15 protein-coding genes are annotated in these 13,562 nt (G+C 62.4%); 7 read left to right on the forward strand and 8 right to left on the reverse strand.

The features are described 5' to 3' along the window. The first annotated feature begins 105 nt into the window (after window positions 1-105). Together ACZ5KU_RS18420 and ACZ5KU_RS18425 are read left to right on the forward strand one after the other, a co-directional pair. Window positions 106-699 (forward strand): GNAT family N-acetyltransferase, encoded by a 594-nt coding sequence (locus ACZ5KU_RS18420; RefSeq protein WP_241494446.1) that lies wholly within the window; start codon window positions 106-108, stop codon window positions 697-699. Further along, window positions 696-1,055, forward strand: coding sequence for a cupin domain-containing protein (locus tag ACZ5KU_RS18425; RefSeq protein ID WP_464735962.1), 360 nt, complete (start codon window positions 696-698; stop codon window positions 1,053-1,055). Before ACZ5KU_RS18420 ends, ACZ5KU_RS18425 begins: the two co-directional genes overlap by 4 nt. Window positions 1,056-1,197: 142 nt before the next feature. On the opposite strand, the gene ACZ5KU_RS18430 is transcribed toward ACZ5KU_RS18425, so the two are convergent. Then, on the reverse strand, window positions 1,198-2,250 hold the full coding sequence (locus ACZ5KU_RS18430; RefSeq protein WP_416769307.1) for an AraC family transcriptional regulator: 1,053 nt from the start codon (window positions 2,248-2,250) through the stop codon (window positions 1,198-1,200). A 133-nt stretch (window positions 2,251-2,383) separates the two neighbouring features. On the opposite strand from ACZ5KU_RS18430, the gene ACZ5KU_RS18435 reads away from it, so the two are divergent. Both ACZ5KU_RS18435 and ACZ5KU_RS18440 read left to right on the forward strand, forming a co-directional pair. Then, entirely contained in the window at window positions 2,384-3,304 is a 921-nt protein-coding gene (locus tag ACZ5KU_RS18435; protein ID WP_464735963.1) for an alpha/beta hydrolase, read from the forward strand. Between the two features lie 4 nt (window positions 3,305-3,308). Further along, entirely contained in the window at window positions 3,309-4,172 is an 864-nt protein-coding gene (locus ACZ5KU_RS18440) for an SDR family NAD(P)-dependent oxidoreductase (RefSeq protein ID WP_464735964.1), read from the forward strand. A 242-nt stretch (window positions 4,173-4,414) separates the two neighbouring features. Here ACZ5KU_RS18440 and ACZ5KU_RS18445 read toward each other — a convergent pair whose 3' ends face one another. After that, complete coding sequence (locus tag ACZ5KU_RS18445) at window positions 4,415-5,962, reverse strand: M10 family metallopeptidase C-terminal domain-containing protein (protein ID WP_464735965.1); 1,548 nt, start codon at window positions 5,960-5,962, stop codon at window positions 4,415-4,417. A gap of 233 nt (window positions 5,963-6,195) precedes the next feature. Beyond that, window positions 6,196-6,336 carry a hypothetical protein gene (locus ACZ5KU_RS18450; RefSeq protein ID WP_464735966.1) on the reverse strand — a complete coding sequence of 47 codons (141 nt, stop codon included), beginning with the start codon at window positions 6,334-6,336 and terminating at the stop codon, window positions 6,196-6,198. Between the two features lie 203 nt (window positions 6,337-6,539). Here ACZ5KU_RS18450 and ACZ5KU_RS18455 point away from each other — a divergent pair, with 203 nt between their 5' ends. Together ACZ5KU_RS18455 and ACZ5KU_RS18460 are read left to right on the forward strand one after the other, a co-directional pair. Next, window positions 6,540-7,232 carry a DUF1963 domain-containing protein gene (locus tag ACZ5KU_RS18455; RefSeq protein ID WP_464735967.1) on the forward strand — a complete coding sequence of 231 codons (693 nt, stop codon included), beginning with the start codon at window positions 6,540-6,542 and terminating at the stop codon, window positions 7,230-7,232. A gap of 63 nt (window positions 7,233-7,295) precedes the next feature. Continuing rightward, window positions 7,296-8,282: a LysR family transcriptional regulator gene (locus ACZ5KU_RS18460; protein ID WP_464735968.1), complete on the forward strand. Its 987-nt coding sequence runs from the start codon at window positions 7,296-7,298 to the stop codon at window positions 8,280-8,282. Window positions 8,283-8,300: 18 nt separating this feature from the next. Here the strand turns inward: ACZ5KU_RS18460 and ACZ5KU_RS18465 are convergent, their stop codons facing one another. Then, window positions 8,301-8,762 carry a RidA family protein gene (locus tag ACZ5KU_RS18465; RefSeq protein WP_054057323.1) on the reverse strand — a complete coding sequence of 154 codons (462 nt, stop codon included), beginning with the start codon at window positions 8,760-8,762 and terminating at the stop codon, window positions 8,301-8,303. Between the two features lie 343 nt (window positions 8,763-9,105). On the opposite strand from ACZ5KU_RS18465, the gene ACZ5KU_RS18470 reads away from it, so the two are divergent. After that, on the forward strand, window positions 9,106-9,534 hold the full coding sequence (locus ACZ5KU_RS18470) for a helix-turn-helix domain-containing protein (protein ID WP_416773513.1): 429 nt from the start codon (window positions 9,106-9,108) through the stop codon (window positions 9,532-9,534). 231 nt (window positions 9,535-9,765) lie between these two features. Here the strand turns inward: ACZ5KU_RS18470 and ACZ5KU_RS18475 are convergent, their stop codons facing one another. The 4 genes from ACZ5KU_RS18475 to hpaA form a co-directional block, all read right to left on the reverse strand. Beyond that, window positions 9,766-10,692 (reverse strand): p-hydroxyphenylacetate 3-hydroxylase reductase component, encoded by a 927-nt coding sequence (locus ACZ5KU_RS18475; protein WP_054057325.1) that lies wholly within the window; start codon window positions 10,690-10,692, stop codon window positions 9,766-9,768. A gap of 61 nt (window positions 10,693-10,753) precedes the next feature. Continuing rightward, window positions 10,754-11,923, reverse strand: a complete 1,170-nt coding sequence (locus tag ACZ5KU_RS18480) for a p-hydroxyphenylacetate 3-hydroxylase oxygenase component (RefSeq protein ID WP_054064251.1) — start codon at window positions 11,921-11,923, stop codon at window positions 10,754-10,756. A 121-nt stretch (window positions 11,924-12,044) separates the two neighbouring features. Continuing rightward, window positions 12,045-12,467, reverse strand: coding sequence for a homoprotocatechuate degradation operon regulator HpaR (hpaR, locus tag ACZ5KU_RS18485; protein ID WP_054064252.1), 423 nt, complete (start codon window positions 12,465-12,467; stop codon window positions 12,045-12,047). Between the two features lie 181 nt (window positions 12,468-12,648). Next, window positions 12,649-13,557, reverse strand: coding sequence for a 4-hydroxyphenylacetate catabolism regulatory protein HpaA (gene hpaA, locus ACZ5KU_RS18490; RefSeq protein WP_054057328.1), 909 nt, complete (start codon window positions 13,555-13,557; stop codon window positions 12,649-12,651). Window positions 13,558-13,562 lie beyond the last annotated feature (5 nt).

A 13,562-nucleotide genomic window follows, 5' to 3' on the forward strand; every position in this document is an offset into this window, starting at 1 on the left:
GTTCGCCCAGAGCATGATGGGAACCACTCAACCCGCCTACCCTGCCCTCCTGTCAAAGGCGCAATCCTTGAAAACCAACCACCCGATCCCATGGGAGCACTGTACATGCCTATCGGCTTCAGGCCCGCTCAAGCCTCGGACGCGCACGACATTGCGCGCTTCTTTCAACTGACATCGGAGGGCATGGCCGATTACATATGGAGCAAGCTTGCCGCACCTGGAGAAGCCTTGCTGAGTGTCGGTGCGTCTCGCTATGCCAGGGAACAGGGCGACTTTTCCTACAAGAACTGCCTGATGGCCACTTTCGAAGGGCGCGTCATCGGCATGATGCATAGCTATGCCTTGCGCGAGACCCCTGACAGGCCTGTCGAGACAGACCCGGTCCTCGCGCCTTATGCCGACATGGAAATACCCGACACCTTATACATCTCCAGCCTGGCCCTGGATGAGGCCTGGCGCAGCCAGGGGCTGGGCGTCGAGTTTCTTCGCCACGCCCAGCAGCGCGCCGAGGACTTAGGCCTAGATGGGCTATGCCTGATCGATTACGCAGAAAACCACGGGGCACGCCGCTTCTACGAACGTCACGGTTTTCAAATCGTTAAAACCTGCCAGATCGTTCCGCACCCGATGCTGGGTGTCACCGGTGAAGCCTATTTGATGTATCGCCCTAACCACAACGTGCTCGAGAAAAGACCATGAACAAGAAACTGACCGTATTCCGCGAACTGGATATCCAACCGGTGCGCGACCTGCCCTTTTTTGAAGAGGTCGTGGAAGGCGACCCTCACACGCTGACGTCCAAGTACTATCACGATGAACAGCAGGGTCGCATTTCCGGAGAATGGGAAGCCAGCACCGGAGCGTGGCGCATCGACTACAAAGTGTGGGAATTCTGCCATGTCCTGAGTGGATGCTGCGTCATCGAGCTTGAGGGTCGCGCCCCCGTCACACTGGCCGCTGGCGACACGTTCATTATCGAACCGGGCGCCAAGGGAAAATGGACCGTGCTGGAAGACATGAAAAAGAACTTCGTGATCCTCTTGCCCACGAACTAGGCACGGGGTCACGTTGCATCCAGCTTGAGAGTCTGCTGGAACAGCAGGTTGTAGCAGCCAACAGTTGATCGCTGGCTGAAGGTCAACAGCTTCGCGGGCAAGCCACGCTCCTACCGTGTTGCGGCGGTCATCAGAGTGGTGGTCACCGCCATCCTGTAGGAGCGTGGCTTGCCCGCGAACAGGCACTCACCGGGTTGAGTTGCCTGGCCTCATGGGGCGACATTCCGCTCCATTCCTTGAAGGCGCGAGTGAAGGCGCTGTGCTCCGAATAACCCAGCAGCATGGCGATATCCACGATTTGCAGGCGTGGATCGCGCAGGTACGACAACGCCAGTTCGTAGCGGACCAGGTTCAGTTCATGGCGAAAGCTGGTGCCGGCTTCTTGCAGGCGGCGCTGTAGCGTGCGGGACGAGAGGCGCAGTTGGGGACTGATCCGCTTTATGCTCGGCTCACCCATGCACATGGCCTGGGTGATGGCCTTGCGCAGCTGTTCCACGAACTCATCCTGCTGTGGCAACTGGGCCAGCAAGCGATCCGCATGTTGTTCCAACAGGCAGACCAGCGTCGGGTCGGGGCTCTTGAAGGGCAGTTCGAGCAGTTGTGCGGAGAAACGCAAGACCGCCTCGGACTGACCGAAACGTACCGGGCAGCCGAAGAAGGCTTCGTACGGGCGGGTATCGAGGGGCCCCGCGTGATTGAGGTGGACCCGCAGCGGGTTGGCGGTTCCACGGACCAGAGCGCGGCAGAACTGCACGATGGCAACCATACCGGTTTCGTTCACCAAAGGGCCGGGCTGATACTGGCTGACATCCCAGACCAGTTCGAACCAGCCGTCGCCGTCTCGGCGAATCATGGGAATGACGTCGTACACCAGGCGAATGTAGCGTTCCAGGCGTTGCAGCGCCGTACCGAGATTACCGCAGGCCAGCATCACCGCTCCCAGCACACCGATATGCCGGGCGTTGATGGTTTGACCGAGGTGCAGTCCCAACAGCGGATCGCCCAACACGTGCGCCGCCATCACCAGCAGTCGGTCCCATTCCTCCACAGCGACGCCGCCCACACCTTCCTGGGCGGGTATGGGCCAGGGCTGCCCCAGCACCGATTCCGGCTCATGACCGAGTGCCTCCAGGTATTCGTAGAGCAGTTGCACGTAGGTTTCGGGCACCACGCGCCGATACAAGGGCTGGCTCATCGGGCCTCTTTTTTGGGGGTGGCCTGTTGTTGTTTGGCGCCAAGTGTCAAGCCGGGAGTCGGGTACCGTCAAGCCTTCCAACCGGCAGTTGCCGAGAATGACGGCACTCAAGCCACTCCAGCAGATGCCGTTCATGAACACGATCACCGATCTTCTGGCACCAGCGACAATCCAGTTCCTCTCCAACGGCTCACGTTGCATTGCCGACTTTTACCGCCCCCTGGGTGCCGGACCTTTCCCGGTGGTGGTGATGGCCCATGGGCTTGGCGGGACACGCAAGATGCGCTTGCCGGCCTTTGCCGAGCGTTTCGCTGCCGCCGGCTACGCCTGCCTGGTGTTCGACTATCGCCACTTCGGCGACAGCGAGGGCAAGCCCCGCCAACTGCTGGATATCAAGCGCCAGCTCGACGACTGGAAAGCCGCGATAGCTCACGCCCGCCAGCTCGCGGAGGTGGACCCGCAGCGGGTGGTGATCTGGGGCACCTCGTTCGGTGGCGGCCATGTGCTGGCCACCGCCGCCGCCGATGCCGGGGTGGCCGCCGTCATATCCCAATGTCCCTTTACCGACGGCCTGAGTTCCTGTCTTGCCACCGAAACCCTGGTGTCATTTCGCCTGACCGTGCTGGCCCTGGCCGACCGTATCGGCTCGTGGTTCGGCGCCAAGCCCATTCTGGTGCCACTGGCCGGTCAACCGGGCGATACGGCGCTCATGACTTCGCCGGATGCCTGGAGCGGCTATCACGGGCTGATCCCGCCAGGTGCGCAGATCCGCACCGAGGCCGCCGCGCGCTTTGCGCTGGACATCATTCGCTACTACCCCGGACGTAGGACACCTCGCATCCAGGCCCCCGTGCTGTTTTGCGTGTGCGACCCCGACAGCGTGGCACCGGCAAAGCGGACGCTGCATCACGCCCGGCGCACGCCTCGTCATGAGATCAAGCGCTATGCCCATGGGCACTTCGATATCTATGTAGGCGAAGCCTTCGAGCAGGTGGTGGCTGATCAACTCGACTTCCTCAAGCGCAACGTGCCCAGCATCCCAACAAAGAGATAAGAATATGTACGACCTTCAAGGCAAAGTGGTTCTGATCACCGGCGCGGCTGGCGGCATCGGTGCCGCCAGCGCCCGGAAACTGTACGTCCAGGGCGCTAGCCTGGTGCTCACCGATACCGCGCAGCAGGCAGTGGACACGCTGGCCCAGGAGTTCAACGACCAACGCGTGTTGCCGCTGGCCTTCGACGTCACCGACGCCGAGGCGGCAAAGGCCGTGGTGCGCCAGACGGTCGAGCGCTTCGGTCGTCTCGACGTGGCCTTCGCCAATGCCGGCATCTCCTGGCGGGGCGTACCGGCGACCCTACGCACCTGCGATGAAGCGGAGTTCCGCCGCATCATCGAGGTGGATCTGTTTGGCGTGTGGCACACGGTACGCGCCGCGCTGCCGGAGGTCGTGCGCAACCAGGGCCAGGTGCTGGTCACGTCGTCGGCCTATGCCTACTTGAACGGTCTGGCCAACGCACCCTACGCCGCGAGCAAGGCAGCGGTGGAGTCGCTGGCCCGCTCGTTGCGCGCCGAGTTGAGTGCGACCGGGGCCAGCACCAGCGTTCTCTATCCCGGCTGGACAGCGACCGCCATCGCCAAGGTTGCCTTCGGTGGCAACGCCATCGCCACCCAGTTGAACGAAACCCTGTTGCCGGCCTTTCTGCATCGGGCGATTGCACCGGAACAGGTGGCACGTGGCGTGGTGCGCGGTCTGCAAAAGCGCCAGCCGCGCATCGTTGTACCGGCTCGCTGGGCGCCTATCGCCCTGATGCGCGGCCTGTTCAACGTGTTCACGGACTGGCAGTTGGCCCGCGATGCCCGCCTGCAACGGTTGCTCCACCAGTTGGAAGAAGAAGCCGTTCGCACCCAAACCCCGGGTTGATGCCCCGCCGCTTGCTTAAGGTACCCCCATGGAAAACGAATAACCACCGGGGGATCTGGCAGTTCGTCGCGCTGGAGCAGGTGGTGGCCGCCCTGGTGGACTGCATCGAGCAGCGGCATGAGCTGGTGACGGTGCCTCGCAGCCAGAGGCTGGTGGCGAAGGCCGGCCAGGGCTCGCTCCTCCGGCCCGATCTGGAAGCGGTTCATAAAGGTGGGTGCTGGTAGCCGGCGGTCAAGGAGCTGTCAACTCACGGGGTCGACAGCGGGATGTCCAATGAGCGCTACCTCTGTCGTCTCAGCAAGCACCAGGTCGGCATTGGTGATCAAGTGCGTGTAGTCGAATCCGGCTAGCGTGACCTGGAAGGCGTGCCCATCGGCACCTGCCTCGCTACTGCGCAGGTAGGTACGGTCGTTGATTTCATCGTAGGTCATGTACAAGGTGCCATCCCGGCCGTTGCCCAAACCGGTGACGCCGAGCGCGGCGACGTCGAGCTTGTCTTCGCCCCAGATGAAGTCAGTGATCAGGTCGCTGCTGCCGGCATGGCTATCGGCGCTGCTGGTGAACACGAAACGGTCACTACCTTTGCCGCCAGTCAGCTTGTCCGCGCCCAACCCACCCGTCAAGACGTCGTCGCCGGCGTTACCTTCAAGGGTGTCGTTCCCGGCGCCACCGGCCAGGGTGTCGTTGCCCCAGTAGCCATAAAGGGTGTTGGCCTTATCGTCGCCGACCAGATTCACGGGCGTTATCGGCTGCGGGGTGGTCACAGCGGTCGCATCACTGGGTGGAGCGAATAGCACGGTGCTGGCGTTCAGCTCATTGACGTGATTCCCACTGAACAGAATCTCGAAGCGGTTACCATGAGCGTCAGCCTCCAGGGATTTAAGCGCGGTGGCATCGCCGGCCTGGTTGAGGACGACCTTCAGCGTACCGTTATAGCCGTTACCCAGCCCGGTGAAACCCAAGGCGGACACGTCAATCATGTCATGATCGGTCCCACTGAAGTCGGTGATCAGGTCGCGGCTGCTGTAGCTGCCGCTCGCCTCGTGACGATAGCTGTCGCTGAGTTGGGTATACACGAAGGTGTCGGCACCCGCGTCGCCGCTTAGGGTGTCGCCGCCGGCACCGCCCAATAGCCGGTCATTGCCCGCGCCTGCTTCGACAGTGTCGCGGCCAGGGCCGGCCTTCAAGGTTTCGCTGGCCCCTGTGCCTTCCAGGAGGTCGCTGCGCGAAGTACCGGTAATCAGTGGTTGCAGGTTGGCATCCGTAATCAGGCCGCTGTTGGCCAGGAACTGCACGGAAAAATGTCGGCCGTTCTGGTCCTGCTCGTAGTTTTCCAGAAAGTAGATGCCGCGTAGAGGCTCGCTACGAATGTGCAGGGTATCGCCATAGCCATCGCCCAAGCGGCTGAAGCCCAGGGCCGACACGTCGAGAATATCGTGGGCGGGATCAAAATGGTTGATGGCATCGGTGAACTCGCCTGTGGCTTTGATATAGCTGTCGCCGATGCGATCGAAGCGGAATACATCGTTGCCGGCGCCGCCGTACAAGGTGTCGTATCCGGCACCCGGGACCAGCACATCGTTGCCACCTCCGCTGACGATCTGGTCGTTGCCCGCCCCGCCCATCAGCAGTTCATTCGCCAGCCCACCCCGTAGGTAGTCACCGCCAGGAGTACCCTGCACGATGAGTTCGATCGGGTTCTTGCTGATCGGGCTACCGGCGCTCGTCATCTGCACATCGCCGTGCGCCGTGTGCCTGGTGACGTCGTTGAGTTCGAAAACTTGAGTCATACATGCTCCTTCCCTGCGGTTAGCCCACTGCGAGTGTGGTGTAACGCCAGTAATGCCGTTTCCTTGATGGCAATGGGCCGAATTCGATGAAGGGCTGTACGCGGCGGGTTTGAGCCCCATCGGTAGGCGGCAGCTTCAGGTTTTCGCCATTCGATGTGAAGAGTGCCCGTTGGCGGACATCTGCCTTTCGCCGCCGTGCGCTTGGGGTCGATTACGGACGCGCGGTTATCCCATCAGGCGTCGGTCAGAAAGCGTGAAAGCGCCTGCGAAAGCGCATCAAATACCAAGGTGACACGCCGTACCCGCTTGAGGTCATGGTGCATCGCAATCCAGACATCGACCGGAAAGTCCACCTGCTCGGGCAGCACGCGCACCAGCCCATGACGTCGCGCCAGTTGGCTTGCGCATACGCCAATACCCAGGCCTGCCCGCAACGATGCGAACTGGGCCAGGTGGTCATCGCTGCGCAGGACGGCGTTCTCACCCGTGCAGAAAAATCCCCGCTCTTTCAGGAATGTCTGTTCCGTCAGGCTGGTATGCTCCCCTGCCGATTTTTCCCGATCAAGTTGACGCCCGAATGGATATCGAAGAAATCAAGCTACGCCTGGCAAGGCCAGCCACAAAATTTGTCGCCGGTGGATTTCGCCCTACCCATGAGCACGATGAAAGCTGGCTGGGCAAGGTCTTCCTGTTCCGACCTGATGAGACCATTCCGGTGAACGCCGCGGGTGAGCCCATGCTGCCCTATGCGCAGTTTCACCTGCCCAGCCTGCCGTACACCTGCCCGGCACTGGCAAACGTGCGGGTGCTCACGCTCTTCGTTTCCCGGGAGTTTCCAGAGCCATTCGAACCCATGGGCGACAACTGGTTGATCAGGGAGTACGGCGATGCCGATACCCTGGTCAACAAATCGCTCTCAGTGACGGACTCCCCGCTCAAGGCTTTTCCCTTGAAGGCCGAGTTGATGGAAGACTTCCCGTTATGGGATGGCGGTGGCGTTCCCGAAGAACTTGAGGATGAAATACTCAAACTCGAGCGAGCGGGGACGATAGACAGTTACTACGACCTGATCACCCATGTTTACGAGCACAAGATCGGCGGCTATCCCTCGTTTTGCCAGTCGGGCGTTGACCCGGGGGAGGGTTTTGAGTTCGTGTTCCAGGTGTCGTCAGATGCCAAGATCCAGTTGAACGTGGTGGACAGCGGCAGCCTGATGTTCTGGAAAAACACGGCGACGGGGGAATGGCAGCTTTACTACGACTTCTATTGAGGGTGTTTTCGCCATATTGGTTGAACCGGTCCCTTCTCGTATCATCAGCGCACCCTATCTGGAATGATTTACGTGAAGTCGTCACCTGAAAGTAGTTCGCCTGCCCCTGCTGCTCCCCAAGGACCCAAATGGGATGCTGGCGAGGCTGTCAGCCAGCTCTCATGGGACGATTTGCGGATCATCAAGACCCTGAGCGATTGTGGCAATCGCGCTGACACGGCCAAGAAGCTCGGCATCAATGTCTCCACCGTGTCGCGGCGCATCTCCCAGGTTGAGAAATCGCTCGGGGTGGCGCTGTTCGATCACCGAAAGGCGGGCTACCTGCTGACGGCCGAAGGCGCGGAGTTGCGTGCACTGGCTGAACGGGTCGAGCTGGACATCGTCAGTGTCACCCGCAGGGTTTCCCGTGCCGGCCAGGGCCCCCTGGGCAAACTGCGAATCACCACCAGCGACTCGCTGCTTCTGTATTTTCTCACCCCGATCATCGCGAATTTCAAAGCCCTCAATGAAGGCATCACGATTGAAGTGCTGGTGGGCAACCAGACGTTGAGCCTGGCCAGGGATGAATCGGATATCGCCGTGCGGGCCACCCGAAAGCCGGCGGACACACTGGTGGGGCGCAAGCTGGCCAATATCGCCTGGGCCGCTTACGGCAGCGCCAGGCATACGGTCGCTGCCGATCCCTTCACCGAAGGTCAGTCATGGGTGTCCTACTCGGGAGGTCTATACGGCTTGAAGGCGACAAACCATGTCGAATGCCGGGTACCCCCGGAGCGCATCTCGTACCGCACCGATTCGGTTGCCGCCGCCAGCGCGGCCATCGCGGCCGGCCTGGGTCTGGGTTTTCTGCCCTGCATGCTCGGCGACATCACCCCGGGGTTGGTGCGCGTCGGCCCGGTGGTGCGAGAGCTGCAGGACGAGCTATGGCTGCTCACCCACCAGGACATCCGAAAGTCCTGGCGGGTCAAGGCCTTCATGACCTTCTGCGCAGCGGCCGTGGCCGACCTGAAGCCCCTCGTGGAAGGGCATCAGCCTTTCCAGGCCTCATAGGTCGTCATCCGGCCCCGATTATCGGGTCTGCGCGCCGATCACCGCCCGGCACACGATCTCGATCAGTTGCGGCCGCTGGGCGAGGCGCGATACGCCGATGATGTTACTGGCGGCCTGAGGGCGCTCCAGTCCATAGGCCGCCTTGCGCACCTTGCCGACAACAGCAAAGGCCGCGTCCATGTCCAGCACATACAGCGTCTCTTCGACGACATCCTGCAGCGTGGCGCCAAACAGGGCGAGCAGCTTGGCAATGTTGTCATAGGCGACCCGCATCTGTTCTCCCATCGAGGAGTAATCGCTCGGCCTACCGTCGGCATCCAGCGGCGCGGGGGCGACCAGGTTGCCCTCTTCGTCGTGGTTGAACTGCCCCGAAACGAAGATCTCGTTCCCTACCCGCCGCACCTGCGGATAACCGTAGCTGTCCTCCCAGGGAACGCCCCAGTAGGCGGTGTCGTCGTTGAAAGGTCGTGAAGCAGCCATTGGATTCTCCTGGCGAGTGGGATCGACGTGATCCGGGTAGCGCGGATCCTAGCACCGTGAAGACAGCCGCATAGGGTGCATTAATGCGCTTTCAAGGGCGCAAAAATGCGCCATCACTTCGAGACATGTTTCGCTATCTTTTGCTGGCACTCGGCGACAACCCGCCAAGAGCACTCTCGCCACCGTTCAGCAAAAGGGAAGAACCATGAGCCGTCCACACACTGAAACCCTGACGCCTTTCAACAGCCAACGGGTCTCCATCGGCCAGCAGCCTCAAGATGGCGACGCCTACGATGCGGTCATGGCACAGGTGAAGGAGCACGCCGGTGCCTGCGGTACGGGCGTGGACGATGCCGACACCCGGGGTGACGATTGCATCGTGTTGGCGACGGTTGAAGTGGATTTGCCCCAACGACTCAAGCCATGGCAAGTCAGCACGGCCAAGCAGTTGATGCTGGATCATTTGGATAGCGGCATATCGGTGACAGAGGTCGCACAAGCCTGCGCACTGTCACGCAGTCACTTTACGCGCATGTTCAAGGAAAGCACTCGGTTCTCTCCTCAGGAGTGGCTGCGCGAACAGCGGCTGAGCAAGAGCAAGGAGCTACTCAGCCGCTCGAGGATGCTGGTGGTGGACATCGCGCTTGAGTGCGGCTTCTGCGATCAGGCGCACTTTTCCAGAACCTTCATGAAAGCTGAAGGGATGACGCCGCGGTCCTGGAGACAACAAGCCACCTATCCGGACGCTGGCCGGGGGTCTGTACAACGATGACCGGCCGGGCCGGCCAGGAGCGCGTCCGATACCTCTACGGACCGGTTGGTACCGCTGGATCTGCCGAGAGGTTGAAGGTCAAACGCTTCGCGGGCAAGCCCGGCTCCTACGGCATGTTGGCGCTCATCGGATGGGTGATCGCCTCTATCCTTTAGGAGCCGGGCTTGTCCGCGAACAGGCCAGTCGCCTCAGCGCAAAACGCCCGTCATGTCATGGCGGTGGCTAACCCGCTCAGGCCGAGATGATCGCCTGCAACACCTGCTTGAAGTTCGCTACCTGCTCATCCTCGAACTGGCTGAACACCCGCTCCTGCTGCTCGCGGGCAATGGCCCACAGCGCCTCGGTCTGGTCGATGCCGGCCACGGACAACCGCACACGCCCTTGCGTCTCGGTGACCAGCCCCTTGCGGCACAGGTTGGCAATCGCCTCTTCCACCTCCCGCTGCGGCATCGCCACTTCCCGCAGCAGCTCGGCCTGGCTCAGACCGGCGTCGTTCTCCAGCACCATCAGCATCCGTGCTTCGCTGGTACGCAGGCCGGTCGCCAGTTGGCGTGGCTGATAGTTGCTCTGGTAGCAACGCACCGCCTGGGTCATCAGGTAGTAGAGGTTGTCGCGCAGGCGGCCCTGGAAGTGGCTGCTCGGCCGCTGCGCCAGGTCCGGCTGGGTGATACGGGTGTGCGGCAGCACCATCGAGTAGGCGCCCTGGTGATACAGCAGCGGTGCGCGGCCGAAATCGTCGAAGGCAATGACCTTGCCGATCAGGATCCAGTGATCGCCGCCGTCGACCATCTGGTACTTTTCACAGCGAAAGCGTGCCGAGCAGTCGGCCAGCAGCGGTGCCCCGCCCTCGCCCACTTCATGCTCGACGTCGGCGAAGCGATCGTCCTTGCTGCGGGCGAAGTGATTGGAATGGTCGATCTGGTCGGCCGCCAGGATGTTCACCGCGAAATGGCTGGCCTGTTCGAACACCTCCAGGCTGCCCGAGCGCTTGTCCAGGCTCCAGAGGATGAGCGCCGGCTCCAGCGACACCGAGTTGAAGCTGTTGGCGGTGACACCGACCCGGCGACCGTCGGCGGTGGCGGCGGTGACCACGGTCACGCCGGTGGCGAAGTTACCCAGCGCACGGCGAAACGCGCGCGAATCGAATTCAGCAGACATGCAAGACTCCCGGAGCCGCCACACCGGCAGCCCCTCGATTGTTGTTATGGATGGAGCGGTTTCAGACCATGCTCGGATCGGGTTCCAGGCCCATCAGCTCGCGGCCGAGGATCTGCGTGCAGACGTCGTAGTCGGTGTAGGCATGCGCGCCGGTCATGTGCGAGTCGCGCCACAGCCGTTGCAGCTCGTTGGACTCCATCCACGCCCCGCCCCCGGCGGCTTCGAACAGCCGGTCGACGGCCTGGATGCACATCTTCACCGCGTAGCCCTGGTTGGTCCGCCAGAAGGCCAGGGTCTCGCGGCTCGGGTAGCGATGCGCTTCGCTGTGCTCGGCGTGCTCGGTCCAGGTCTTTTCCAGGAAGGCCCGTGCAGCGGCCACCTGGTGGGTGGATTCGGCCAGGCGCATCAGCGCCGGGGTGGCGGCGCCGACCTGGGCACCGGTATAGGCCCGCACGCGGTTGCGGGTCTTTTCCTTGAAGGCTTCGAGCATGCGCTCGGCCACGCCCAGGCTGACGGTGGCGAAACCGCTGGCGAAGTACGGACGGTACGGCGAGTAGAAGATCTTGCTGTCCGGGTACAGGCCGAAACCGTCTGACTTGCCTTCCATCATGTCCTTGGCTTTCTGGATGCGATGGTTGGGGACGAACACGTTGTCGACGATCAGGGTCTTGGTACCGCTGCCCTTGATGCCGGCGGAGAACCAGTCGTCACGGATTTCGTAGTCGCTGCGCGGCAGCACGGCGAAGCAATAGTCCTGGCCGCCTTCGCTGTTGAGCCGGCGGCAGCCGAGGATCGCCCATTCGGCATGGTCGCAACCGCTGCTCCAGCCCATCTGGCCGCTGAACATCACCCCGCCCTCGACTTCTTCGACCTTGCCGAACGGCGCGATCGAGCTGCTGGCGGTGGCATCGGGGTTTTCGCCCCAGATCTCGTCCTGCATCTGCTTGGAGAACATCGCCATCTGGTGGCTGTGGGTGCACAGCAGGCTCATCGCCCAGGCGGTGCTGGCACAGGCACCCGCCAGCAGGGCGATGCAGTCGCAGAACTGCGGCAGGGAGATTTCCAGGCCACCGTAGACCTTGGGCAGGAACGCCCGGTGCAAGCCGATCTGCTTGAGCAGGGCAATGTTTTCGGCGGGGACCTGGCGGTCCTTTTCCGCCTGCGCGGCATTGGCGGCGATGGTCGGCAGAATGGCCTTGAGGTCTTCGAGCAGCGGGTTGGGCTGTTTCATGGGGGGGTACCGAATTATTATTGGACTCCCCTCCAGTATTTCCCGCAGCCCCCGCTGGGAAAATGGACGTTCCACAGGGCCGATTGTACTTTTCACGACCCCCTGGCCACCCCGACGTCTGTCACGGCTCGATGGCTTTCAGCTCGTCGAGCAGCTCGTGCAGCAGTGCCAGCTTGTCTTCGCCCAGGCGCGACACCAGGCGCTGGTAGTTCAACTCCATGTCATCGGCCATCTCGACAAACCGCCGCTGACCGGCCTCGGTCAGGGCGACGAACATGCGTCGCTGGTCCTCGCTGGATTTGAAACGGCGCACCAGTCCGTCGCGCTCCATGCGCACCAGCACCCCGGACATGCTCGGCTTGAGGATGCAGGCCTTCTCGGCCAACTGGTAACTCTCCAGCTCACCGTTCTGGCGCAGGATGCGGATGATCCGCCACTGCTGCTCGGTCAGATCGTGGGCGTTGAGCGACGGACGGAAAAAGGCCATCGCGGCTTCGCGGGCCTGGAGCAACGAAAGGGTCAGTGAGGGACGTGGCACGGGCATCTTCAGGACAAGGTCAGTGAAAGGCCGATCAGCTTACGAGCCGGCGACAGGCGGTGGCAAGCGACACTGGCACCGTTCATGGAAAGTACCAGCGCTTGCCCGGAAAAGGCATTGGCCGTCGTTCCGGGCGCCGCCACGATAACGGCACAACAGGCTCTCACCCCAAGGCCGCACCATGCCGTCATCCTCTGAAACCGCCCTGACGCTGTCGGTACTCGCCCGGCGTCATCTGCGCATAACGCTGGAAGAACCGGCTGAAATAGGCCGGGTCCTTGAAGCCGAGCTGGTAGCAGATCTCGTTGGCCGAATGACCGGTGAACAGCAGCAGGCGCCGCGCTTCCTGCATCAGGCGCTCGAGCACCAGGCGTTTGGAAGACAGGTCGGCGATGCGCCGGCAAATGTCGTTCAGCCGCGCCTCGGTCACGCCCAGGCGCTCGGCGTAGGCCGCCAGCGGCAGGTGCTCGAGGTAATGGGCCTCGATCAGCGCGTTGAAGCGGTGAAACACCTGCAGGTCCTCATGCCGCGCCGGTTGCGCCGTGAGCGAATGCGCCGACAGCCGCAGCAGGCTGATCAGCACCAGCCGCGTCAGGGCATGCAGCGCGGGCGCACGACCGCTGGCCTGTCCTTCGATCTCTTCCCTGAGCGCGTCGAACATCAGCTCCAGGCGCCTGGCCTCGGCCAACTGCTCGCCTTCGAGCCGGTCCAGGGCGACGCAGGCCGGGGCCATCGGCGGTGGCGGCGCGAGCGCCGGGTCTTCTTCGAGCAGTTGCCAGACCAGTTGCTGGCGCACGGTCAGCACGTGCCCGTCGGCGTCGAACTCGGTGACGAAAGAATGCGGAATGGTCGGCGGCGTAAGGAAGAACATCGGCCCGCTTTCGACGAACTGGCGGTCGTCCAGGTACACCCGTACCGCACCGCTCTTGACGTAGTGCACCTGGAAAAAGCGGTCGTGCCGGTGCACCGGCATGTTGCGGCCGAAGAACCCGGCCAGGTTGCTCAGGCGGTCGTAGTGGATCTCGGCATCGCTGTAGCGCTGGTCGTAGACCTGCCCGATGTTGATGTTGGGGATGGGCGAACGTTCGCTGCGCATCAGGG

The organism is Pseudomonas sp. Tof1 (genome assembly GCF_055390395.1).

Bases quoted from the DNA above. Each gene is read 5' to 3' on its own strand.
- ACZ5KU_RS18480 (WP_054064251.1), bottom strand. From the start codon at position 11,923: ATGAAACAGCCCAACCCGCTGCTCGAAGACCTCAAGGCCATTCTGCCG.
- ACZ5KU_RS18425 (WP_464735962.1), top strand. From the start codon at position 696: ATGAACAAGAAACTGACCGTATTCCGCGAACTGGATATCCAACCGGTG.
- hpaA (WP_054057328.1), bottom strand. From the start codon at position 13,557: ATGCGCAGCGAACGTTCGCCCATCCCCAACATCAACATCGGGCAGGTC.
- ACZ5KU_RS18440 (WP_464735964.1), top strand. From the start codon at position 3,309: ATGTACGACCTTCAAGGCAAAGTGGTTCTGATCACCGGCGCGGCTGGC.
- ACZ5KU_RS18455 (WP_464735967.1), top strand. From the start codon at position 6,540: ATGGATATCGAAGAAATCAAGCTACGCCTGGCAAGGCCAGCCACAAAA.
- ACZ5KU_RS18435 (WP_464735963.1), top strand. From the start codon at position 2,384: ATGAACACGATCACCGATCTTCTGGCACCAGCGACAATCCAGTTCCTC.
- ACZ5KU_RS18460 (WP_464735968.1), top strand. From the start codon at position 7,296: ATGATTTACGTGAAGTCGTCACCTGAAAGTAGTTCGCCTGCCCCTGCT.
- ACZ5KU_RS18430 (WP_416769307.1), bottom strand. From the start codon at position 2,250: ATGAGCCAGCCCTTGTATCGGCGCGTGGTGCCCGAAACCTACGTGCAA.
- ACZ5KU_RS18445 (WP_464735965.1), bottom strand. From the start codon at position 5,962: ATGACTCAAGTTTTCGAACTCAACGACGTCACCAGGCACACGGCGCAC.
- hpaR (WP_054064252.1), bottom strand. From the start codon at position 12,467: ATGCCCGTGCCACGTCCCTCACTGACCCTTTCGTTGCTCCAGGCCCGC.
- ACZ5KU_RS18465 (WP_054057323.1), bottom strand. From the start codon at position 8,762: ATGGCTGCTTCACGACCTTTCAACGACGACACCGCCTACTGGGGCGTT.
- ACZ5KU_RS18420 (WP_241494446.1), top strand. From the start codon at position 106: ATGCCTATCGGCTTCAGGCCCGCTCAAGCCTCGGACGCGCACGACATT.
- ACZ5KU_RS18475 (WP_054057325.1), bottom strand. From the start codon at position 10,692: ATGTCTGCTGAATTCGATTCGCGCGCGTTTCGCCGTGCGCTGGGTAAC.